A 22,080-nucleotide genomic window follows, 5' to 3' on the forward strand; every position below is an offset into this window, starting at 1 on the left:
GTCTCGGGCTTCCCCCCGTCCGCGCTTTAGCCTCGATTTACCCGCGCTAAATCGCTAGGCCGCGCGGCCATGGCATTAGCACCAATCCTCGCATACGAAAATCTCGGCGTCATTCAGGGCTCGGGCTGGCTGTTCCGGAACCTCGACATCCATATCGGCCCGCGCGATCGGCTCGCCCTCATCGGACGCAACGGCGCGGGCAAGACCACGCTGATGAAGCTGCTCGGCAACAAGATCGACAGCGACGAAGGCCGCCGCACGATCGTCCCCGGCACACGCGTCATCCTGCTCGAACAGGAGCCGGCGATGACCGGCTGCACCACGCTCGCCGACTATGTGCTGGGCGGCGACGACGCGCCGCGCCAGCACGAGGCCGAGGCGATCGCCGACCAGCTCGGCATCGATCTCACCCGCGAGGCCGCAAAGGCCTCGGGCGGCGAGCGCCGCCGCGCCGCGATCGTCCGCGCCTTCGCGCAAAACCCCGACGTGCTGCTGCTCGACGAGCCGACCAACCATCTCGACATCGGCGCGATCGAATGGATCGAGGAATGGCTCCAGCGCTTCCGCGGCGCGTTCGTCGTGATCAGCCATGACCGAACCTTCCTGACCAAGCTGACCAAGCAGACTTTGTGGATGGACCGCGGCAATTTGCGCCGCGCCGAGATCGGCTTCGGCGGCTTCGACGCCTGGACCGAGGCGGTCTATGCCGACGAGGCGCGCAACGCCGAGAAGCTCGACGCCAAGCTGAAGCTCGAGGAGCATTGGCTGCTGCGCGGCGTCACCGGCCGCCGCAAGCGCAACCAAGGCCGCCTCACCAAGCTGGTCGAAATGCGCGCCGAACGCGCCTCGATGGTCGGCCCGGCGGGCGCCGCCAACCTCTCGATCGGCACCGGCGACGCCAAGTCGAAGGTGGTGATCGACGCCAAGCACATCACCAAGGCGTTCGGCGACCGCACGATCATCGACGATCTGACGCTGCGCGTGACGCGCAAGGATCGCATCGGCATCGTTGGCGCGAATGGTGCCGGCAAGTCGACGCTGCTCAAGCTGCTCACCGGCGAACTCGCGCCCGATGCCGGCACGATCAAGATGGCGCAGGGGCTCGAGCGCATCGTCATCGACCAGCAGCGCTCGAAGATGGAGCCCGAAAAGACGATCCGCGACGTCCTCGCCGATGGCGGCGACTGGGTCGAGGTGCAGGGCTCGCGCAAGCACGTCGTCGGCTATCTCAAGGACTTCCTGTTCGAACCCGGCGTGCTCGACGCCAAGATCGGCACGCTGTCGGGCGGCGAGCGGTCGCGGCTGTTGCTGGCGCGCGAATTCGCCAAGCCGTCGAACCTGCTCATCCTCGACGAGCCGACCAACGATCTCGACCTTGAAACGCTCGACCTGCTGCAGGACGTGATCGGCGATTATGAAGGCACTGTGCTGATCGTCAGCCACGACCGCGACTTCCTCGATCGCACCGTCACGATCACGCTCGGGCTCGACGGTTCGGGGACGGTCGACGTCGTCGCTGGCGGGTATGAGGATTGGGAGCGTCGGCGCAAGGCCAAGGCGCCGACCAAGCGCGGCGCGATCGCGCGCAACGCGGTCTCGGCCACCGCCGCGCCCGCGCCGGGCGCCAAGGTCAAGCTGACCTACAAGGATCAGCGCGATTACGAACTGCTGCCCAAGCGGATCGAGGCGCTCGACGCGGCGATCGCACGCGACCAGACGCTGCTCGAGGACCCCGATCTCTACACGCGCGATCCCGACGCCTTCGAGCGGCTGATGGAGGCGATCGGCCAGGCGCAGGAAGACAAGACGATGGCCGAGCTGCGCTGGCTCGAACTGGCCGAAATGGTCGAATCGCAAGCGTAACGTGTTGCATCCTCACCGGCATATGCGCCAGACTGGCCGCGGGCCGGGGGGCCCGGGCGGGGGGACGATGCGATGCTGCGTTTCGAAATCGATTTCGCGCGAATCGGGGCGCTGCAGGACGCGCTGATCGAGGCGGGGCTTCGCGCCGGCGTCGATCAAGCTCGCGCGATCAGGGCGTTCCGCGTGATGCTGGAAGGGCTCTTCGCCGGTTTCAATCGTCGTGGCGTGCTCGACGACGGGCGCGCCGCGACGCTCGCGGAGGCGCTTGAGTCAGTCGATACGCCGCCCCGTCAGCGCCGGGGCGTGGCGCTCCTGCGCGGGCTGCACCTGCGGTCAAGGATTCCGTTGTCCGATCGCGTCCAGCGCGGCCGGGCTTCGCCTTTTGCGGTCGATCCGCACAGCTATCTCTTCCAACTCGATGACGGTCCGGCCGAGGAGCGCGGCTTCCCGACGATGACTTCGCTCGGCCTCTATATCGATGGCTATACCGAGATGCGGATTCTGTGGATCGGCGAGTCGCAGGACTATCAGTCCGCCCTCGCCGGACTGGAGCGCGAAACGGACGGGTTTTCCGACTGGAGCACGGTCTATGCGCCGTTCGACGATTGGCTGCGAGTCGGTGGAGCGTAACTTGACCTTAAGCGTTGTTGTATATATGTACAACACGAGGAGTGAACATGCCCAGTCCTACAGAGTATGAAGGCGATGTATTGGTCGCCGAAGCAGACATGCCGCTGTCGCTCGATCAGCTGCGCGCCGCCGCGGCGGCAATCGCGCGCGTCGAACTGTCCGACGCGGTGACCGAGGCGCTGCACGCCGATCCGCGCAGTCTGCGCCAGATCGAACGCGATACCGGCGTCGATGCGGCGTTCCTGTCGCGCCTTGCCAATGGCGAAAAGGGTGCAACCGTCACGTCGCTCGCGTTGGTCGCGCTGGCGCTCGGCAAGACGCTGTCGATCGAAATCGTCTAGCCGTGCTGGCCGCGCTGCTGTCGGACGCCGCCGACCTGATCTTCGCGGTTGGCGTGGCGTACGCCTGCTATCGCGGAATAAAGGGCAATGCGTTCGAGGCGCGGGCCGCACGCGCGAACGACAAGGGGCGGCGCGAAGCGCTGCTCAGCGATGCGCGGCTCGAATATGCGCATGTTTCGCTCCAGCATCCGCGGATCCTCACGGTCCTGATGCTCGCCGCTGTCGCGAAAGTCGTCGCGCTGGGGCTGAAATGGAGCTGATCTCAGTCGAGCGCCCGTCCATGCCGCCCGGCCAGCTCGACGATATAATGCCACGCCACGCGCCCCGACCGCGCGCCGCGCCGCGTTGCGAAGCCGATCGCATCCCTCGCATCGAACGGTAGGTCGTACGCTTGCGCATAGCTCGCGACGATCGCGAGATAGCCGTCCTGGTCGACGACATGAAACCCCAGGCTGAGCCCGAAGCGATCGGCGAGCGCGAGCGCATCGTCGGCGGCATCGCGTGGATTGACCGCGTTCGGCTGGTCGATCATTTCGCGCGGCACCAGATGGCGACGGTTCGAGGTCACGACCAGCCGCGCATTGGCCGGCCTTGCCTCCGCCCCGCCATCGAGCATCGAGCGCAACGCGCGCCCGTCGGCGGCGGCGTCGAAGCCGAGATCGTCGAGGAACAGCAGGAACGCGCGCCGCACGTCGGCAATCTGCGCGAACAGCGCGGGCAGCGTGTCGAGCTGCGCGGTCACGATCTCGACCAGCGCCAGCGCGCCGCCCTCGGCCTGGACCGCGCCGGTGACCGCCTTGACCAGCGCCGACTTGCCCGTCCCGCGCGCGCCCCATAGCAATACGTCGTGCGCCGCTGCGTTCGCCGCGAGATGACGCGCGTTGTCGAGCATCGCGCGCTGCTGCGCATCGACGCCGTGCAGCCGCTCGAGCGGCAACGGGCGGAAGTCGCGCACCGGCTCGAGCACCGCGCCGCGCCAGACATAGGCCGGATGCGCGAGTGGGTCGGCGCTCTCCCGCCGCGGTGGGGCGAGCCGCTCCAGCGCGGCGGCGATGCGGACGAGGGGATCGTGGGGCTCGGTCATGGTCCGCTTGCTACACAGCGGGTGAAGGCTCCGCTACCCCAGCACCTTGAGCGCCGCCAGCGCCGCCGCGCGGTCGCCGAAGCCCGGATCGGCGAGCGCGGCGCGGATCTGCGTCCTGGCCTCGGCGCCGCGGTCGAGATCGGCATAGGCCTGCCCCAGATGCCAGCGCAGCGTCGAGCGCTCGGGCGCGATCGACGCCGCCTTTTCGAGCAATTGCAGCGCGGGCGCGCTCTTGCCCTGCTGGTACAGCGCCCAGCCATAGGCATCGGTCGCCGCCGGGTTCATCGGCGTCAGCGCATAGGCCGCCTTGCCGAAGACGAGCCCGACATCGGCATCGCCAGCGCCGGTATAGGCATAGGACAGCTCCGCCAGCAGCGCGGCATCGCGATTGCCGATCCGCCGACGCAGCCGCTCGAGCGTCTCGATCGCGGCATCCCAGTCACCGCCCGCGATCTGCCAATGCGCGGCGAGCCGCTGGCCCGCGACATTCTGCGGGTTTTGGGAGACGAACAGCGCGAGCACATTCGCCGCCTCGGCGCGCCGGCCGGCGCGGTCGAGCGAGTCCATCGTGCGCAGCATCGTCGGCTCGTCGAAGCGGAGGTCGATCGCGTGGCGATAGGCGGCGGCGGCATCGCCATAGCGGTTGAGCGCCATCAGCGTGTCGCCGAGCGCGAGATAGGCGTCGGGCGCGCCGGGGGTCAGCGCGACGAGGCTCTGCGCCTTGGCGAGCGCGCCTGCGTTGTCGCCGGCTTCGAGCAGGCCGCGCACCAGCCCGAGCTGCGCGACCGGTTCGTCGGGCGTCTCGCGCGCCGTCAAGGCCAGCGCGGCGAGCCCGTCGTCGGTTCCGAGCGGCGCCGACCCCACGACAGCCGGGAAAGCCGCGCGGTCGAGATATCTCGCCGCCCAGTCGCGCTCGCCCGATTGCTCGAACGCGCGGCCGACGAGCGCCAGCGTGTAGCTGTCGGCATCGGCGCGCAGCGCGACCGGCTTCAGCGCGTCGAGCGCGCCGCGCGGATCGCCCGAGCGCAGCAGCGCCGCGCCGAGCAGGCGGCGCGCGACGATATTGGTCGGTTGCTGGCCGACGAGCAGCGACCATGCGTCGATCGCCTGCTGATAGACCCCGGCCCTGTAGGCGAGCGTGCCGTTGAGCAGCAGCGCACCGGGCAGGGTATCGAGCTGCCCCTTGGTCCGCGCCATCAACTGTCGCGCGAGATCGTCCTTGCCCGCGCGCGCGGCGAGCACGGCTTGCAGATACAGCGCCTGCGCGTTGCCCGGGCGCGCGGCGAGCGCCTTGCGCGTCGCGGCGAGCATGTCCCGATAGCGCCCGACCTCGCCGAGCGTCGCGGCATAATCGAGCAAGGCGGGGACGTAATAGGCATCGTGCGCCAGCGCCGATTCGAACCAGGGAAGGGCGGCGACCAGACCATATTGTGCGCGGACGAGTTCGCCGCGCAGCGTCAACGCCTCGACATTGTTGGCATTGGCCGCGGTCGCGCGCGTCGCGGCCTGGATCGCACCGGCGAGGTTGCCGGTCTGATATTGAATACGGCCGAGATCGGACCAGGCGAAGCTGTCGTTCGGAGCCGCCGCGAGCAGCGTGTCGAGCGCCGCCTTCGCGCGCGCCGGATCGCCGCCGGCCGCCAGCGCGCGCGCGCCGACGCGGTTCGCATAGGCGGTGTAGCGCGGCGGCGCCTTGGCCGCTTCGCCGAGCGCCTTATCGGCCTGCCCCTGCAGCAGCCAGGCGTGGGCGAGCAGATGGTGCGTGCGCGCCGGGTCGAACCCCGCTGCGGTCGCGCGCGTGATTTCACCCTCGGCGGCGATGCCGTCGCCGACCGACAGATAGCTGCGCGCGAGCATCGCGTGCGCCAGACCCGACTGCGGATCGGCCTTGATGGCGGCCTGGGCATGGTTGCGCGCCGCGCTGTAATTGCCGATGCCGAGCGCCTGGACGCTGAGCGCGAGCTCGCCGCGCGCGGTGGTCGCGTCGGGACGGGCGGGCGCGTGACAGCCCGCCACGAGCAGTCCGGCGGCGATCGCGGCGACCGATCCGAGCGAGGTGAGCAAGGCCTTAGGCATGGAGGTCATAGCTCTTCAGCAGATCGTAGAGCGTCGGACGGCTGACGCCCAACAGTTTGGCGGTGTTCGAGATATTGCCCTCGGCACGGGCGAGCGCCTGGGTGATCGTCGCGCGATCGGCCCCCTCGCGCGCCGCGCGCAGATTGAGCGGCGGCTCCTCGCGGCCTTCGGCCAGATCGAGATCGGCGGCGGTGACGAGCTTGCCCTCGGCCATGATCACCGCGCGCTTCATGCGGTTTTCGAGTTCGCGAACATTGCCCGGCCACGGCCAGGACGCGATCGCGGCACGGGCATCGGGCGCGAGGCCGGTGACGCCCGAGCGCATCGACGCGGCATAGAGCTTGAGAAAATGCTGCGCGAGCAGCGCTGCGTCGCCGCTGCGCTCGGCGAGCGAGGGGATGCGCACGACGATCTCGGCGAGGCGGTAATAGAGATCTTCGCGAAACGTGCCCGCCGCGACCATCGCGTCGATGTCCTGATGCGTCGCACAGACGATCCGCGTGTCGACGGGGATCGGCTTGCGACCGCCGATCCGCTCGATCACGCGTTCCTGCAGGAAGCGCAGCAATTTGACCTGCAGCGGTAACGGCACGTCGCCGATCTCGTCGAGGAACAGCGTGCCGCCCTGCGCCTGTTCGATCTTGCCTTCGGTGGTCTTGACCGCGCCGGTGAACGCGCCCTTTTCGTGGCCGAACAGCTCGCTTTCGAGCAGCGTCTCGGGGATCGCCGCGCAATTGATCGCGACGAACGCGCCCTTCGCGCGCGGGCTCGCATCGTGCAAGCCGCGTGCGAGCAGCTCCTTGCCGGTGCCGCTCGCGCCGAGCAGCATCACCGACACGTCGGCGCCCGCGACGCGCTCGATCGTGCGGGTGACCTTGAGCATTTCGGGGCTCGCGGTGATCATCCCGCCGAGGCCGGTGCCGCTGCCGCGCGCAGCCAGCCGGCGATTTTCGGCCTCGAGCGCATGGACATGGAAAGCGCGAGCGACGATCAGCCCGAGCGCATCGATGTCGATCGGCTTGGCATAGAAGTCCCAGGCGCCGTCGGCGATCGCCTGGCGTGCGCTTTCGCGTGCGCCGTGGCCCGAGGCGACGATCACCTTGGTGTCGGGCTTGAGCCGCAGGATCTCGGCGAGCGTGGCGAAGCCTTCGCTGGTGCCGTCGGGGTCTGGCGGCAGGCCAAGATCGAGCGTGACCACCGCCGGTTCCTCGGCGCGCAGTGCGTCGAGCGCGGTGGCGCGGTCGACTGCAGTGACGACCGAATAGCCTTCATAGGCCCAGCGCAACTGGCGCTGCAGCCCGAGGTCGTCCTCGACGATCAGCAATTTGGGTTTGTCGGTCATGCAGCTTCGTCCAGCGAGATCGTCCGCGCCGCAGCGAGCGTGACGTGAAAGGTGGTGCCGTGGCGTTCGCGGCTCTCGACCGCGACGTGGCCGCCCATCGCCTCGGCCAATTGGCGCGCCTCGAACGCGCCGATGCCGAAGCCGCCCGCTTTCGACGAGGCGAAGGGTTTGAAGAGCTGTTCGCGCAGGAAAGCGGGACTCATCCCGCAGCCCTGGTCGATCACCGCGATCGACACGCGCTTGGCGTCGCCCGAAACGGCGAGCGTGACGGGCTCACCGGGCGGGCTCGCCTCAATCGCATTCTGCAGCAGATGGCCGAGCACTTGCTCGAGCCGGACCGGATCGGCGTGCGCCAGGGCAGCGGCGCCGCGCACGAGAACCGGATGCTGCGCACGCCGCCGCGCTGCGACCTGTTCGGCGAGCGCGAGCAGATCGACCGGGCGAAGCTCCTCGGCACGGGCGTGATGATGCTGCGACAGCCGGGCGAGCAGGTCGTTCATCCGCCCGGCCGAATCCTGCAGCGTCGCGATCATGTCGGCGCGAAACGCGGGGTTGTCGGCATGGCGTTCGGCATTGCGCGCGACGAGGCTCAGCTGGCTGACGAGATTCTTGATGTCGTGCAGGATGAAGGCGAAGCGGCGGTTGAATTCGTCGAAGCGCTTGGCCTCGGCGAGCGCCGCCTGCGCGCGCTCCTCCGCGAGATAGCTCGCCACCTGGCGCCCGGCGATGCGCAACAGGTCGAAATCCTCCCAGTCGAGTGCACGGTCGATCGGCGGACGCGCGAGCAGGATCGCGCCCTGCAGACGATCGAGATGGACGAGCGGGAGCAACGCCCAGCCGTCCGCATCGAGCATCCACGGCGGTACGCTCGCGCGCTCGACCGGATCGGTCGTATCGCTCCGCACCGCGTCGAGTTCGACGATCCGACCGGTCGTCGTGAGATGCGTAACGAGCGCCGGCCCGGCGCCCGCGCTCGGCGCGTCCCACTTCCAGCCGGCCCCGACGCCGAGCCCCGTGCCCTCGGGCACGAGCAACAGCCCGGCGGGCGAATCGGTCAGGTCGGCGACCGCCTTGACGATTCGCTCGTCGAGCGGCGCGGCGTCATCGGGCTTGCCGAGCGTGTCGGTGAAGCGGATCCACTCGGCGCGATAATCGTAGCGATGGCGGAAGAAATGCTTCGACACCTTGACCTTGGCCCAGGCGCGCACCCACGGCGAGGACAGGATCGTGATGCCGGCGGCGGTCGATCCGAACACGAACGCGGTCTGCCACAGCCGCGCATTCTCGCCGCTGACCGAGGCGATCGCGCTGGTCGCGACGAGCATGACTGCGGCGTAGAGCAGGGTTACCGCGAACGACACTGTCTGCCACGCGACGGTGCGCGACACCTGCAAGGTCCATTCGCCATTGCGCTGGACGGCGAGCGCCAGCACCGGCGCGACGAGCGCCATCACGAAGCCGCGCCCGATCGTCAGCGTGGTCGGCCAGGTGCCGCTGGCATAGGCCGAGATATAGAGCAGCAGGTCGAACCCCCACATCGACCCGAGCGCGAACACGACGAGCCGCAAGCGGGCGCGCACGCGCGGCGTCGCGGTTATATAGAGATGGTGGAGCAGCAGCAGCGCGCCGAGCGCGACCATGCTGCGCAGCAACAGCCGCACCGCGCTGACCTGCGGAATCAGCGCCGTGCCGACTGTTTGTTCGAGGATCGCTAGCCCGATCCCCGCGACGCTGACGAGCGCGACGACGCCATAGATCACGCTGACCGCGCGATGCTCGCGTGTTGTATCGTCGCGCTCGATCAGTGCGTACATGAAGGCGAGCCAGGCGAGATTGCGCACCGATTCGACGACGCGCGTGACCATGTCGCTGCCCTCGAGCCCGGCCACCGCCAAGGCCCACAAAGCGGTCAGCCCGAGCGCGGCGACCAGCGGCAAGCGTGGCAGCCCCTTGCCTGTGTCACGCAGCCGCGACACCGCGACGCCGGCGAACAGCAAGGCGGCGAGCGCGTGGCTCCACAGGATCAGCGTGGCGGCGCCGGTCATCGCGCGCCCTCGGGCCACAGGACGACGCGCACCGTCTGGAGCAGGATCAGCAGGTCGAGGAAGGGCGAATAGTTCTTGGCGTAATAGAGGTCGTATTCGAGCTTCTGCCGGCTGTCCTCGATCGACGCGCCATAGGGATAGTTGATCTGCGCCCAGCCGGTGATGCCGGGCTTCACCATGTGACGCTCGGCATAATAGGGCAGCTGCTGTTCGAGATCCTCGACGAATTGCGGGCGCTCGGGGCGCGGGCCGACGAAGCTCATCTCGCCTTTCAGCACCGACCAGGTCTGTGGCAGCTCGTCGATCCGGAGCTTGCGGATGATTCGCCCGACGCGGGTGATGCGCGGATCGTTCTTCTCGGCCCACACGGCTTGCCCCGCGACTTCGGCGTCGATCCGCATCGAGCGCAGTTTGATGCAATCGAACCCGACATTGTACAGCCCGACGCGCCGCTGGCGGTAGAAGGCCGGTCCCTTGCTCTCGAGCTTGATCGCGATCGCGGTGAGCAGGATCAGCGGCAGCGTGAGGATCAGCAGGATCAGGCTCGCGGTGACGTCGAACAGCCGCTTGAACAGGCTCGAGAACATCCGGCCCGAGGAAAAGCCGTCGGAAAAGATCAGCCAGCTCGGGTTGACGCTCTGCAGGTCGATTCGGCCGGTCTCGCGTTCGAGGAACGTCGAGATCTCGTTGACGTGGACGCCGGTGGTCTTGATTCGCAACAGGTCTTTCAGCGGCAGCGCGTTGCGGCGTTCCTCGAGCGCAAGCACGACTTCGCTCGCGTTGAGCAGCACGACGTGATCGGCGAGATTGTAGATCGCATCGCGGGCGATCGCCTCGGGAATGACGCGCGCGGCTTCGCTCATCGAGATATAGCCGACCACGACGAACCCCGCGCCGGGCGTCTGCGCCAGCGCCTTCAGCCGCGCCGCGCGCGCGCCCGCGCCGAGCACGACGACTCTCCGCTTGAACGCCTGCCCGCCGATCAATTTACCGACCAGGACGCGCAGCGCGATCAGCAGCACCGCGGCGATCCCCATCGCGTAGAGCAGATTCGAACGCCAGAAGCTCGCCGAAGGCAGGATGAAGAAGACCACGCTGAGGAAGATCACGCCGAGCGAGATCGCCACCAGCAGTCGCGCGGTCGCATAGCGCAGCGATTGCAGCGCGCCCGCGCCGTACACCCCGACCGCCACCATCGCCATTTCGAGCGAGGCGGCAAAGGTCAGCAATTGCGGGATGCGCGCCTGCATCGGCGTCATCGGCAGCAGCAACTGGCCCATCCGGATGGTATAGCCGAGCTCGCCCGCCGCGATCAGCAGGACCAGGTCGATCAGGCCGAGCAGCAGCACGGCATTGGGGATATAGTGCTTGAACAGCCTGATCATCAGCGGTGGACCTCGTCCGCGCCCGTGCGGGGGGTGTAAGCGATTCCGACACGGGCATGCCGCTGTCGCAGGAATTGACAAAGAAAAGCTAAAAGGACCGGATCGGAACGGGACAAGGGGATTACCTTCGGGCACGGGAGCCGCTACAGCGCCGCGACCTTGGAGGAATTTTATGCCACAGCCACAACCGATTGTCCCTGTAATCCTCTCGGGCGGGTCGGGCACACGACTGTGGCCGATGTCGACTCCGGCCATGCCGAAACAGATGCTTGCGCTGACCGCGGACGAAACGATGCTCCAGCTTACCGCGCGCCGCGCGCAGGGCGAGCGGTTCGGCGCGCCGATCGTCGTCGCCAACGCACAGCATGCGGCGATGGTCGAATCGCAGCTCGAGGCGGTGTCCGCGAGTGCGGAGGCGCTGATCCTCGAACCGATCGGCCGCAACACCGCGCCGGCGATCGCGCTCGCCGCGATCGCGGCCGGATCGGGCGATGCGCCGCTGCTGATCATGCCGTCGGATCACGTGATCCTGGATATCCCGGCGTTCCACGCCGCGATCCACGCTGCGCGCCCGCTCGTCGAGCAGGGCTGGCTCGTGACCTTCGGGATCGATCCGCACGCGCCCGAGACGGGCTATGGCTATATCCATATGGGCGAGGAGATCTCGAACGGCGTCCACCGCGTCAGCAAGTTCGTCGAAAAGCCGCCGCGCGATGCGGCCGAGGCAATGCTCGCCGCCGGTGACCATGCCTGGAACGGCGGGATCTTCCTGTTCCGCGCCGATGCCTATCTCGCCGCACTCGCGCAGCATGATCCCGAGACGCTCACCGCATGCCAGAAGGCGATGGACGCCGCGCGCCGCGAGGGCACGCGCATCTATCCCGACGCGACCGAATTCGCCGCCTCGCCGTCCGAATCGATCGACTATGCCGTGATGGAGAAGGCCGATCGCGTCGCCGTGATCCCGGTGAAGATGGGCTGGAGCGACCTCGGCAGCTGGGACGCGTTGCACGAGATCAGCGAGCTCGACGATAGCGGCAATTCGCATCAGGGCGAAGTGATCGCGATCGACACCGCCCATTGCCTGGTGCGCAGCGACGGCGCGCGAATCGCGATGGTCGGCGTCAAGGATCTGATCGTCGTGGCCAGCGGCTCCGATATCTTGATCCTGCCGCGCGGCCGCAGCCAGGAGGTCAAGGCGCTGATCGAGGCGATGAAGAAGCGCGGATGAACGGGCTGACGATCCACGCGTATCGCGACGACCTGGCGCAGGCGTTTCACGATATCAACGCGCAGTGGATCGGGGCGATGTATCGGCTCGAGCCGACCGATCGCGATGTGCTCGATCAGCCGCACGAACGGATCATCGCCCCCGGCGGCGATATCCTGTTCGTCGAAGCCGCGGGGCTGGGGATCGTCGGTGCGTGCGCGTTGCAGCGCACCGGCGCGGACCAGTACGAGCTGACTAAGATGGGGGTGCTCGACACCGCGCGCGGGCGCGGTGTCGGCGCGTTCCTGCTCGACGCCGTCATTGCGCGCGCCAGGGTGATGGGCGCGCGGCGGCTGTATCTGTTGAGCAACAGCAAGAGCGCTGCGGCGATCCACCTCTACGAAAAGGCCGGCTTCCGCCATGATCCGGGGATCATGGCGGAGTTCGGTACGCGCTACGAACGCTGTAACGTCGCGATGCTGTATCCGCTGGAGAGCGTCGTTCAATAGGCGAGCTGGACGCCGATGCGGAACGTTTGGCGATAGCGCTCGCTCTCGATCAGTTGAGTCTTGACCGCCTGATAGCGACGCCACGGGGAATCGAGCAGATTGCTCGCCTCGACGAATACGGTGAACTGCTTGACCGGCGAATAGCCGATTCGCGCGTCGAGCGAATTGTTTTCGTCGGTATATTGGTCGGTCGCCGCGGTCGTGCCGAGCGTGTCGAGATAGGCCGAGCGATAGGTGTAGGCGAGCCGCCCGGTCAGGCCGTACTTCTCGTAATAGAGCTGCGCCGTGCCGATATATTTCGACTGGAGCAGATTGGGCACGCTGCCCACCCGGCCGATCACGCCGCGCGACGATCCGTCGGTATAGGTGAAATTGCCCGACACGCCTAAGCCCGACAGCGCGCCCGGCAGGAAGGTCAATTGCGCCTGGAGATTGACCTCGACGCCGTAGATCTTGGCGCTGTCGCCATTGACCGGCTGGGTGACGAGTGCGCGCGCGAAGGTGGTGCCGCCGAAGGTGCCGCCCTGCGTCGTGCCGACGGTGAAGATCGGATCGTCGAGATGCTTGTAGAAGCCGGCGATCGAGAGGATGCCCTGGCCCGCGAGATAATATTCGGCCGAAAGATCGCCCGACACCGCTTTATACGGCTTGAGGTTGGGGTTGCCGAGCGCGACGACGCCGGCGTTGGGGGTGGTGTCGCTGACGTTCACGTACGGCGCGAGCAGATTATAGTCGGGCCGGCCGATCGCGGTGGTCACGGCGGCACGCAGCACAAGCCGGTCGGTGGCGTCGAAGCGCACGTTGAGGTCGGGGAAGGCGTCGGTATAGGCGCGCGCATTCGAGACGTTATAGCCTTGGCTGACCAGCGAAGTTGGCGTGAACGCCTTGCCCTTGTAGGTGCCGTCGGTGTGTTCGACGCGGACGCCGGGGACGATCGTCAGCTTGGCGAACTTGAAGGTGCCCATGATGTAGCCGGCATAGACTTTCTCGCTGAGGTCGTAATCGTTGACCAGCGAGTTCGCGGCCGAGGTTGCGAGGTCGGACGCGCTCTGCGTCCGCGCGGCAGGGTTCGTTACGGTGTAATAGGTCTGCGCCTGATCGTAATTGATTCGCGGGCCGACCAGATAGCGTCCATCATAAACAGAGCTGCCGTCGTCGCCCGCCGCCCCGGTCGCTGCCAGCGTGCTGCCGAGCGAATATTGCTGGAAGTCGCGATTGTTGGTCTTGTCGGTCTGCTGGAACTTGCCGCCGACCTTGATCGTGCTGTCGCTGCCGAAACCGATCGGGATCGTCAGATCGGCGCGTGCCTGGTAAAGGTTCTCCTCGGCGCGGCGGCGGTCGTAATTGACGCGAAAGCCGCTGTAGAGCGCGCTGTTGTACGGCGTGCCGTTGGTGGTGGTGACGTTGAACAGTGTGTCGGCAAGGTCGAGCGACAGGCCGGTCAGCGCGGTGCTGCCGGTACGGAACGAGAATTCCGAACGCAGCGGGTCCTTCTTGAGCGCCTTGCTGTAGGTGCCCTCGACCTGCAGCTCCGACCCGCCGAAGCGGAACTTGCCGCCGAGCTCGCCCGAGAAGGTCGAATCGTCCTCGTTGCGCAGCCGCAGGAAGCGCGTGCCGCGGCCGCTGAAGGTGCCGCCGTTCGAGATCGCGGCATTGACCGCCTGCTGCGCCGCGGTCGGCTGCGTGGTGACGCCAGCGGCGTTGGTCGTCGCATAGGTCACCGGGATCTCGATCCGCGACTGGTCGCGCGTCTCGTGATCCTTGAAGGTCGAATAGAGCGTGCGGAGGTAGACGTTGACGTCCGAGCTCGGCCGCCAGTCGAAATTGCCGACAACGCCGTAACGCGTGCGGTTGAGGTTGTAGTCGCGGATGCGGTAATCGTCGGGCAGCGCGCGGCTCGTGCCGGTCGGCGTGCCCCAGTTCGACGAGCCTTGCAGGTTTTCGGACTCGATCGGGCGGCTCGAATAATTGCCCGACAGCACGACGCCGAAGGTCTTGTCGGGGCCGAAGCGGGTGCCCGCAGTGATGTCGCCCTCATACGGGCTGCGGCTGTTGAGCGTGTTGTAGCCACTGACGAGCCGCGCGTTGGCGAAGGCCTTGGTGCGGTCGAACGCGGTCAGCGTGTTGATGTCGACCTGGCCCGCGATCGCATTGGCGTCGCGGTCGGGGGTGAGCGATTTGACGACCGTGACCGAGCCGATCAGCGAGGAGGGGATGTCGTCGAGCTTGACCTGGCGGCTCTCGGGTTCGGGCGCGGGGGCGGTCTGGCCGTTGACGGTGACGTTGGCGAGGTTGGGATTGACGCCACGGATGATGACGTAGCGCCCTTCGCCCTGATCGTTCGCGACCGAGATGCCGGGCAGGCGGCGCACCGCCTCGGCGACGTTCTGGTCGGGCAGCTTGCCGACGTCGTTGGCGTTGAGCGTGTCCTGGATGAAGTTCGACGCGCGCTTGGCCTGGAGCGCGCGGCGCTCGGCGGCGCGCTGGCCGGTGACGACGATCTCGCCGCCGCTCACGTCACCGGCCGGCGGATCGAGCCGGAAATCGACGACCGTCGCGCTGTCGCTCGAGGTCGCGCTGCGCATCGCGGTGGGATAGCCGACATAGGTGAAGGTCAGCTCGACCGGACCGGGCGCGAGATCGCGGATTACGAACATACCGTCACGGTCGGCGACGGCAGTACGCCCGGCTGCGGCGATCGTCGCACCGGGCAGCGCCGCGCCGGTCTGCGGATCGAGCACACGGCCGGCAACGTCGGCAGCATAAGCGGGGAGCGCGGTCGAGCCGAGCAACGCCGCGCACAGGCCGGCCTTGGACGCGACACCGCGCGCCCCAATCTTGCAGATCATCGATAGTCCCCCGTTTGCGGCGCAACATTGGCGATTCCCAATGTGCCGTGCTGGGGCGGCCTTATGCGGCGGTCGTGACGGTAGCATGACGATTTCATTATCTTTGCGAAACGGCGGCACGCTAGGGAACCTCCGTGATCGGCCCGCGTCATGGCGGGATCAACCACCGGAGAATGACGATGCGCCCCGCGCCCCTGCTTTGCGGATTGTTCGTCGCAGCGATGCCGCTCGCTGTCGTGGGCGCCGATGCACAGCAGCGCGACAGCCTCGGCCATGTCATCACCCAGCCGCTCCGCGACACGCGCCTGACCAAGACCAAGATCCCGCCGATCCTCCAACGCGCCGCGTCGGCGCCCTATTCGTCCGAGCATACGCAAAGCTGCGCGACGATCGCCGCCGAGGTCCGTCAGCTCGACTCGGCGCTCGGCGCCGATGTCGACGTGCCGGGCAAGCGCAAGGGCGAGGGCAGCGAAATCGCGGCGGTGGCGGCGCGGACCGCGGTCGGCACGCTGATCCCCGGGCTCGGACTGGTGCGGGTCATTACCGGCGCCGACAAGGAGCAACGCCGCGCCGAGGCGGCCGTCTATGCCGGGCAGACGCGGCGCGCCTTCCTGAAGGGGCTTGGGTTCGCGCGCAAATGTCAGGCACCGGCGGCACCGACGCGCGCGGCGGTGACGGATATGCAGAGCTCGAACTGAACGATCAGTCGCGCGCGAAGATTTCCGCGCGGGGGATGGTGAGATTGAGCGACGGGATGACAAGGTCGGCAGAAGGGGCCAGCCAGTCCGCGTTCCAGCCGCCGCTGGCGGTGCGATGCACCACGTGAATTCGTTCGTCGGAGGGATCGACGAGGATCACCTCGCGTACGCCTGCCAAAGCGCAATATTCGTGGAGCTTGACCTTCTGATCATACGACGATGTCGACGGCGACAGCACCTCGAACACCACTTGTGGGTCGCCTAGCAGCTTCTTGCGGGCGTTTTCGGGTGCGGACGGGTTGTTGCAGTAGACGCTGACGTCCGGGAGCCGAACCGTCTGCTCCTCGGTGCGGGTCGCGAAATCGGAGCCGTAGGCGCGGCAACCCGTTCCGCGAAGTCGCGGGGCAAGATAGACCATGATATTTCCGGCAACGCGCGCATGCTCTTCGCTGCCGCCTGCCATCATGTAGATCAGGCCGTCTTCGAGCTCGGCCTTGGCGCCACCGAAATCCATCTCGAGGAATTCCTCGACGCTGACGCGGCGATAGGCTGGGTCGAGGGCGATCGCGGGCATGCCACGCAATATACGCCGAATCACCCAATAAACAAAGGGCCGGCGGATCGCTCCGCCGGCCCTTCGTCTTTGGTCCAGCCGGGAGGCTGGGCGTTGGTTCCGGCACCGGCAAAGCCGGTGCTGCGTCGGACGGGATCGTCGAGCAAGCTCGCCGACCCGCCGGCCGGAGCCACGCGAGTCCTTACATAGCTTTCGCCATGTCAGGCCGCGTTGGCTCAGAAATCCATACCGCCCATGCCGCCCATGCCGCCGCCGCCCATCGGCATTGCGGGCTTGTCTTCCGGCAGCTCGCTCACGGCCGCTTCGGTCGTGATGAGCAGGCCGGCGACCGATGCCGCATTCTGCAGCGCGGTGCGGACGACCTTGGTCGGATCAATCACGCCGGCTTCCACCAGGTTCTCGTACGTGTCGGTCGCCGCATTGAAGCCGATCGTCGGATCGTTGCCGTCGAGCAGCTTGCCCGAGACGACCGCGCCGTCATGGCCGGCATTCTGTGCGATCTGGCGAACCAGCGAGGTCAGCGACTTGCGCACGATATCGATACCGCGCGTCTGGTCCTCGTTCGCGCCGGTCATGCCGTCGAGCACCTTGCTGGCGTACAGCAGCGCCGTACCACCACCGGGGACGATGCCTTCTTCAACGGCTGCGCGGGTTGCGTGCAGCGCGTCGTCGACGCGGTCCTTGCGCTCCTTGACTTCGACTTCCGAAGAACCGCCGACCTTGATGACAGCAACGCCGCCGGCAAGCTTGGCGAGACGCTCCTGGAGCTTCTCCTTGTCGTAGTCCGACGTCGTGTTCTCGATCTGCTGACGGATCGCATCGGTGCGGCCCTTGATCGCATCCGAGTCACCAGCACCGTCGACGATGACGGTGTTGTCCTTGTCGATCGTGACGCGCTTGGCGGTGCCGAGCATACCGATCGTGACCGACTCGAGCTTGATGCCGAGGTCTTCCGAGATCATCTCGCCCTTGGTCAGGATCGCGATGTCCTCGAGCATCGCCTTGCGACGATCGCCGAAGCCGGGAGCCTTGACCGCTGCGACCTTGAGGCCGCCGCGCAGCTTGTTGACGACGAGCGTGGCGAGTGCCTCACCCTCGATGTCTTCGGCGATGATCAGGAGCGGACGGCCCGACTGAACGACGGCTTCCAGGATCGGGAGCATCGCCTGCAGGTTCGACAGCTTCTTCTCGTGAATCAGGATGTAGGGATCCTGAAGCTCGACCGACATCTTCTCGGGGTTGGTGATGAAGTAGGGCGAGAGGTAGCCGCGGTCGAACTGCATGCCTTCGACGACGTCGAGCTCGAACTCGAGACCCTTGGCTTCCTCGACGGTGATCACGCCTTCCTTGCCGACCTTCTCCATCGCTTCGGCGATCTTCTCGCCGACTTCACGATCGCCATTGGCCGAGATGATGCCGACCTGAGCGACTTCGTGCGAACCCGAAACCGGCTTCGAGCGCGACTTGACGTCCTCGACGACCTTGATGACCGCGAGATCGATGCCGCGCTTGAGGTCCATCGGGTTCATGCCCGCTGCAACCGACTTCATGCCCTCGCGAACGATCGCCTGCGCCAGAACCGTTGCGGTGGTCGTGCCGTCGCCGGCGATGTCGTTGGTCTTCGAGGCGACTTCGCGCAGCATCTGCGCGCCCATGTTCTCGAACTTGTCCTTGAGCTCGATTTCCTTGGCGACGGTGACGCCGTCCTTGGTGATGCGCGGCGCGCCGAAGCTCTTGTCGATCACGACGTTGCGGCCCTTCGGCCCCAGCGTGACCTTGACCGCATCGGCGAGGATGTCGACGCCGCGGAGGATGCGCTCGCGAGCGTCACGCCCGAATTTTACGTCCTTGGATGCCATGGTAGGGCTACCCTTTCAGATGAGAAATGTGATGAAAGTTGCGCGTAGAAGGATTTAACCGACGATCCCGAGGATGTCGGATTCCTTCATGATCAGCAGGTCTTCGCCGTCGATCTTGACCTCGGTGCCCGACCATTTGCCGAACAGGATCTTGTCGCCGGCCTTGACTTCGAGCGGGTGGATTTCACCGGCTTCGTTGCGGGCGCCGGTGCCGACGGAGACGACTTCGCCTTCCTGCGGCTTTTCCTTGGCGGTCTCGGGGATGATGATCCCGCCGGCGGTCTTTTCTTCTGCCTCTACGCGGCGGACGAGCACGCGATCGTGCAACGGACGAAAGGTCATGGGCGAAGTCCCTTTATAATGAACAGGTGTTAGCACTCGACGTTGGTGAGTGCCAGCAGCCGGGATATGATAGCGCGGTCCGGCAGCGTCAACGGGGAGCACGAAAATTTCGTGGAACCAAATCCAGATCAGCGATTTGCCGTGTTGGTGGCATAACACGCATTTACTCGCGTGCAGCCTTGCCGTAGCGAAGGGGCCTATCTCCGCCAAGCAGGGAACGGCCAGATGAAACTCGTACGCGGCGCGTGGAAGATCCTCGTCGGCATCAAGGACGCGCTGGTCCTCATCGCGATGCTGCTCTTCTTCGGCCTGCTGTTCGCAGCGCTCGCCTCGAAACCGAACAAGAGCGCGATCGGCGACGGCGCGCTCGTGCTCAAGCTCGACGGCCCGATCGTCGAGCAGACGCAGGACGTCGGCGCCTTCGCCAGCCTGAGTGGCGACGGCGCAGGCCATGAATATCGCCTGCGCGACGTGGTGCGCAGCCTCGACAAGGCGGCGAAGGACGACCGCGTCAAGGTGGTGGTGCTCGATCTCGACTCGTTCGGCGGCGGCTATCCCGCGACGCTCAACGAAGTCGGCGCGGCGCTGAAGCGCGTGCGCGACGGTTCCGATGGGAAAGGCGGCAAGCCGGTGCTGGCGTTCGCCACCGCCTATACCGACTCGGGCTATCGCCTCGCCGCCAATGCGAGCGAGATCTGGGAAAGCCCGATGGGCGGCACCTTGTTCATGGGCCCGGGCGGATCGCAGCTCTATTACAAGGGCCTGATCGACAAGCTCGGCGTCAATGCGCATGTCTATCGCGTCGGCAAGTACAAGTCGTTCGTCGAGCCGTACACGCGCACCGAAGCCTCGCCCGAGGCGAAGGAAGAGGTGGTCAAGCTGTACCAGGTGCTGTTCGCCAACTGGCAGCAGTCGGTCGCGGCGGCGCGGCCCAAGGCGAAGTTCGCGCCGTTCCTCGCGACGCCGGGCGCCGTGATCAGCGCGGCACAGGGCGACATCGCCAAGGCCAACCTCGATGCCGGCCTCGTCGACAAGCTCGGCACGCGGCTCGATTTCGGCAAGCGCGTCGCGGCGATCGCCGGGGTCGACAGCGGCAAGGCCGCCGGCCTGTTCAAGACGATCAAATACGACGCCTATGTCGCCGCCAACCCGCTGCCGACCGGCGGCGACAAGATCGGCGTGCTGACGATCGCCGGCGACATCGTCGACGGCAAGTCGAAGGCGGGCAATGTCGGGTCCGACACCGTCTCGAAGCTGCTGCTCGATGCGCTCGCCAAGAAGGACCTCAAGGCGCTCGTCGTGCGCGTCGATTCGCCGGGCGGCTCGGCGCTCGCGTCGGAGGACATGCGCCGCGCGATCCAGGAAGCGAAGGCGCAGAAGCTGCCGATCATCGTCTCGATGGGCGCGGTCGCGGCGTCGGGCGGTTATTGGGTGTCGACCGCGGGCGACATGGTGTTCGCGCAGCCGACGACGATCACCGGCTCGATCGGCATCTTCGGGATCATCCCCACCTTCGAGAATACGCTCAAGAAGGTCGGCCTCACCACCGACGGCGTGCGCACCACGCCGCTCTCGGGCCAGCCCGACATCTATGGCGGCACCAACCCCGAGACCGACACGATCTTCCAGGCGGGGATCGAGAATGGCTATCGCCAGTTCATCACCCGCGTCGCGAATGCCCGCAAGCTGACGCCCGATCGCGTCAACGAGATCGGGCAGGGACGCGTCTGGGATGGCGGGACCGCGCTGCAACTGCATCTGGTCGACAAGTTCGGCGGATTGCAGGATGCGATCGCCGAGGCGGCGCGGCGTGCCGGGTTGAAGGCCGACGGCTATCACGCCGAATATCTCGAAAAGAAGCCGAGCGCGTTTGCCAAGATGATCCAGCAGTTCGCCGACTCGAACAAGGATGACGATGCCTCGGCGGGCGATGCCTTCACGCGGATGGCGGCCGAGCGGCGTGCGGTGTTCGCGCGCGCGCTGGGCGACGTGACGCGGATCGGCACGGGCGCTGCGATCCAGGCACGCTGCCTCGAATGCGAGGGCGTCGGCGGCAACGCGCCGCGCGCCGGCGACGCGCGGCTGATGGACTTCGTGCTGGCGCGGTTCGGGTTGTGAGCCTGGACCGCGCGCCGACCCGCGTCGCGATCCGCCCCGCGACGCTCGACGATGCGGCGGCGATCGCGGAGATCTACCGGCCCTATGTCGAGCGCGGCGTGGTCTCGTTCGAGACCGACGCGCCCGATGCTGCAGTGATCGCGCAGCGGATGGCCTCGTCGGGCGGGCTGTACCCGTGGCTGGTCGCGACCGAGGGCGAGGGCGGGGCGGTGCTCGGCTATGCCTATGCCTCGGCGTTCCGCGATCGCCCGGCGTATCGCTACACGATCGAGACGACGGTCTATCTCGAGACCGGCACGCAGGGGCGCGGCAACGGGCGGCAGCTGTATGACGCGTTGATCGACACGGTGCGTGCGCAGGGCTTCACGCATGCGATCGGGGTGATCGCGCTGCCCAACGATCATTCGATCCGGCTGCACGAATCGGTTGGTTTCAAGCGCGCCGGGTTCTTCCGCGAGGCGGGCTACAAGGACGGGCGCTGGATCGACGTCGGCTATTGGCACTGCGACCTCAACGAAGCGACGATCCCGCCGCTGGAACCCAAGCCGTTCAGTGAGACTGGGATGGTGTGGAACTGGTGAGAGCAAGATAAGCCCCTCCCCTTCAGGAGCGCCGGGTGAACAGCGCCCCGCGCTGTTCAGGTCATGCCGGGGGCATGACCGACCCGGCGCTGGGTTGGGGTGGGGAAGTGGTGGCCACAGAGGCTGAGCTCCTGAAGCGCGCGCACGAGATGCGGCGGAACCCGACCGAGCCGGAAATCCGGCTATGGCGGGCGCTGTCCAATTCGCAGCTCGATGGTTTGAAGTTCCGCCGCCAGCATGTGGTCTTCGAAGCGCAGGCAATCCTCGATTTCTTCTGTCCAGCGATTGGTCTCGGGATTGAGGTCGATGGCGACACGCACGACGCCGATCGAGACGCCCGGCTCGCCGCGCTCGGTTTCACGATCATCCGCTTCGGCAATCCCGACGTCGTGTCGAACTTGGCTGGCGTCGCAGAAACAATCTCCGCCACCGCCTCCACCCTCTCCAACCGCTGGCAACGCACTTCCCCACCCCAACCCAGCGCCGGGTGGGTCATGCCCCCGGCATGACCTGAACAGCGCGGGGCGCTGTTCACCCGGCGCTCCTGAAGGGGAGGGGCTTTATAGTGTGGCGC

At 66.9% G+C, this 22,080-nt stretch carries 19 protein-coding genes; 10 read left to right on the forward strand and 9 right to left on the reverse strand.

Features of this window, described 5'->3' with window-relative positions:
• The first annotated feature begins 69 nt into the window (after window positions 1-69).
• The 4 genes from RH90_RS02025 (at window position 70) to RH90_RS02040 (ending at window position 3,094) form a co-directional block, all read left to right on the forward strand.
• Window positions 70-1,863: an ABC-F family ATP-binding cassette domain-containing protein gene (locus RH90_RS02025; protein ID WP_010183549.1), complete on the forward strand. Its 1,794-nt coding sequence runs from the start codon at window positions 70-72 to the stop codon at window positions 1,861-1,863.
• 72 nt (window positions 1,864-1,935) lie between these two features.
• Window positions 1,936-2,493 (forward strand): hypothetical protein, encoded by a 558-nt coding sequence (locus RH90_RS02030; protein ID WP_010183550.1) that lies wholly within the window; start codon window positions 1,936-1,938, stop codon window positions 2,491-2,493.
• Window positions 2,494-2,540: 47 nt separating this feature from the next.
• Complete coding sequence (locus RH90_RS02035) at window positions 2,541-2,834, forward strand: hypothetical protein (RefSeq protein WP_157134501.1); 294 nt, start codon at window positions 2,541-2,543, stop codon at window positions 2,832-2,834.
• Window positions 2,835-2,836: 2 nt separating this feature from the next.
• Window positions 2,837-3,094 carry a hypothetical protein gene (locus RH90_RS02040; RefSeq protein WP_010183552.1) on the forward strand — a complete coding sequence of 86 codons (258 nt, stop codon included), beginning with the start codon at window positions 2,837-2,839 and terminating at the stop codon, window positions 3,092-3,094.
• Between the two features lie 2 nt (window positions 3,095-3,096).
• Here the strand turns inward: RH90_RS02040 and RH90_RS02045 are convergent, their stop codons facing one another.
• The 5 genes from RH90_RS02045 to RH90_RS02065 are packed head-to-tail and all read right to left on the reverse strand — an operon-like array spanning window position 3,097 to window position 10,766.
• Entirely contained in the window at window positions 3,097-3,918 is an 822-nt protein-coding gene (locus tag RH90_RS02045) for a DUF815 domain-containing protein (protein ID WP_010183553.1), read from the reverse strand.
• Between the two features lie 33 nt (window positions 3,919-3,951).
• Complete coding sequence (locus tag RH90_RS02050) at window positions 3,952-5,994, reverse strand: tetratricopeptide repeat protein (RefSeq protein ID WP_010183554.1); 2,043 nt, start codon at window positions 5,992-5,994, stop codon at window positions 3,952-3,954.
• The gene (prsR, locus tag RH90_RS02055) at window positions 5,987-7,336 is read right to left on the reverse strand and encodes a PEP-CTERM-box response regulator transcription factor (RefSeq protein WP_010183555.1); all 1,350 of its coding nucleotides are present in this window, start codon (window positions 7,334-7,336) and stop codon (window positions 5,987-5,989) included. The genes RH90_RS02050 and prsR overlap by 8 nt, the downstream gene beginning before the upstream one ends.
• Complete coding sequence (prsK, locus tag RH90_RS02060; RefSeq protein ID WP_010183556.1) at window positions 7,333-9,381, reverse strand: XrtA/PEP-CTERM system histidine kinase PrsK; 2,049 nt, start codon at window positions 9,379-9,381, stop codon at window positions 7,333-7,335. The genes prsR and prsK overlap by 4 nt, the downstream gene beginning before the upstream one ends.
• A complete protein-coding gene (locus tag RH90_RS02065; RefSeq protein WP_010183557.1) occupies window positions 9,378-10,766 on the reverse strand; it encodes a TIGR03013 family XrtA/PEP-CTERM system glycosyltransferase in 1,389 nt (462 codons plus the stop codon). The genes prsK and RH90_RS02065 overlap by 4 nt, the downstream gene beginning before the upstream one ends.
• A gap of 172 nt (window positions 10,767-10,938) precedes the next feature.
• On the opposite strand from RH90_RS02065, the gene RH90_RS02070 reads away from it, so the two are divergent.
• Complete coding sequence (locus RH90_RS02070; protein WP_081476858.1) at window positions 10,939-11,997, forward strand: mannose-1-phosphate guanylyltransferase/mannose-6-phosphate isomerase; 1,059 nt, start codon at window positions 10,939-10,941, stop codon at window positions 11,995-11,997.
• Window positions 11,994-12,485, forward strand: coding sequence for a GNAT family N-acetyltransferase (locus tag RH90_RS02075; protein WP_010183559.1), 492 nt, complete (start codon window positions 11,994-11,996; stop codon window positions 12,483-12,485). Before RH90_RS02070 ends, RH90_RS02075 begins: the two co-directional genes overlap by 4 nt.
• Here RH90_RS02075 and RH90_RS02080 read toward each other — a convergent pair.
• On the reverse strand, window positions 12,479-15,334 hold the full coding sequence (locus RH90_RS02080; RefSeq protein WP_010183560.1) for a TonB-dependent receptor: 2,856 nt from the start codon (window positions 15,332-15,334) through the stop codon (window positions 12,479-12,481). The two genes, RH90_RS02075 and RH90_RS02080, sit on opposite strands and share 7 nt — an antisense overlap.
• Before the next feature lie 179 nt (window positions 15,335-15,513).
• On the opposite strand from RH90_RS02080, the gene RH90_RS02085 reads away from it, so the two are divergent.
• Entirely contained in the window at window positions 15,514-16,032 is a 519-nt protein-coding gene (locus tag RH90_RS02085; protein ID WP_157134502.1) for a hypothetical protein, read from the forward strand.
• A gap of 4 nt (window positions 16,033-16,036) precedes the next feature.
• Here RH90_RS02085 and RH90_RS02090 read toward each other — a convergent pair whose 3' ends face one another.
• The 3 genes from RH90_RS02090 to groES all read right to left on the reverse strand — a co-directional run bounded on the left by RH90_RS02090 (window position 16,037) and on the right by groES (window position 18,807).
• The gene (locus RH90_RS02090; RefSeq protein ID WP_010183562.1) at window positions 16,037-16,606 is read right to left on the reverse strand and encodes a Uma2 family endonuclease; all 570 of its coding nucleotides are present in this window, start codon (window positions 16,604-16,606) and stop codon (window positions 16,037-16,039) included.
• Window positions 16,607-16,821: 215 nt separating this feature from the next.
• Entirely contained in the window at window positions 16,822-18,465 is a 1,644-nt protein-coding gene (gene groL / locus RH90_RS02095; protein ID WP_010183563.1) for a chaperonin GroEL, read from the reverse strand.
• Between the two features lie 54 nt (window positions 18,466-18,519).
• Window positions 18,520-18,807, reverse strand: coding sequence for a co-chaperone GroES (gene groES, locus RH90_RS02100; protein WP_010183565.1), 288 nt, complete (start codon window positions 18,805-18,807; stop codon window positions 18,520-18,522).
• Between the two features lie 225 nt (window positions 18,808-19,032).
• On the opposite strand from groES, the gene sppA reads away from it, so the two are divergent.
• The 3 genes from sppA to RH90_RS02115 all read left to right on the forward strand — a co-directional run bounded on the left by sppA (window position 19,033) and on the right by RH90_RS02115 (window position 22,015).
• On the forward strand, window positions 19,033-20,925 hold the full coding sequence (gene sppA / locus RH90_RS02105; protein ID WP_010183566.1) for a signal peptide peptidase SppA: 1,893 nt from the start codon (window positions 19,033-19,035) through the stop codon (window positions 20,923-20,925).
• Window positions 20,922-21,506, forward strand: coding sequence for a GNAT family N-acetyltransferase (locus RH90_RS02110; RefSeq protein WP_010183567.1), 585 nt, complete (start codon window positions 20,922-20,924; stop codon window positions 21,504-21,506). Before sppA ends, RH90_RS02110 begins: the two co-directional genes overlap by 4 nt.
• A gap of 74 nt (window positions 21,507-21,580) precedes the next feature.
• Entirely contained in the window at window positions 21,581-22,015 is a 435-nt protein-coding gene (locus RH90_RS02115; RefSeq protein WP_010183569.1) for an endonuclease domain-containing protein, read from the forward strand.
• Window positions 22,016-22,080 lie beyond the last annotated feature (65 nt).

This window comes from Sphingomonas sp. PAMC 26605, from assembly GCF_000241485.1.
Taxonomy (GTDB): domain Bacteria; phylum Pseudomonadota; class Alphaproteobacteria; order Sphingomonadales; family Sphingomonadaceae; genus Sphingomonas.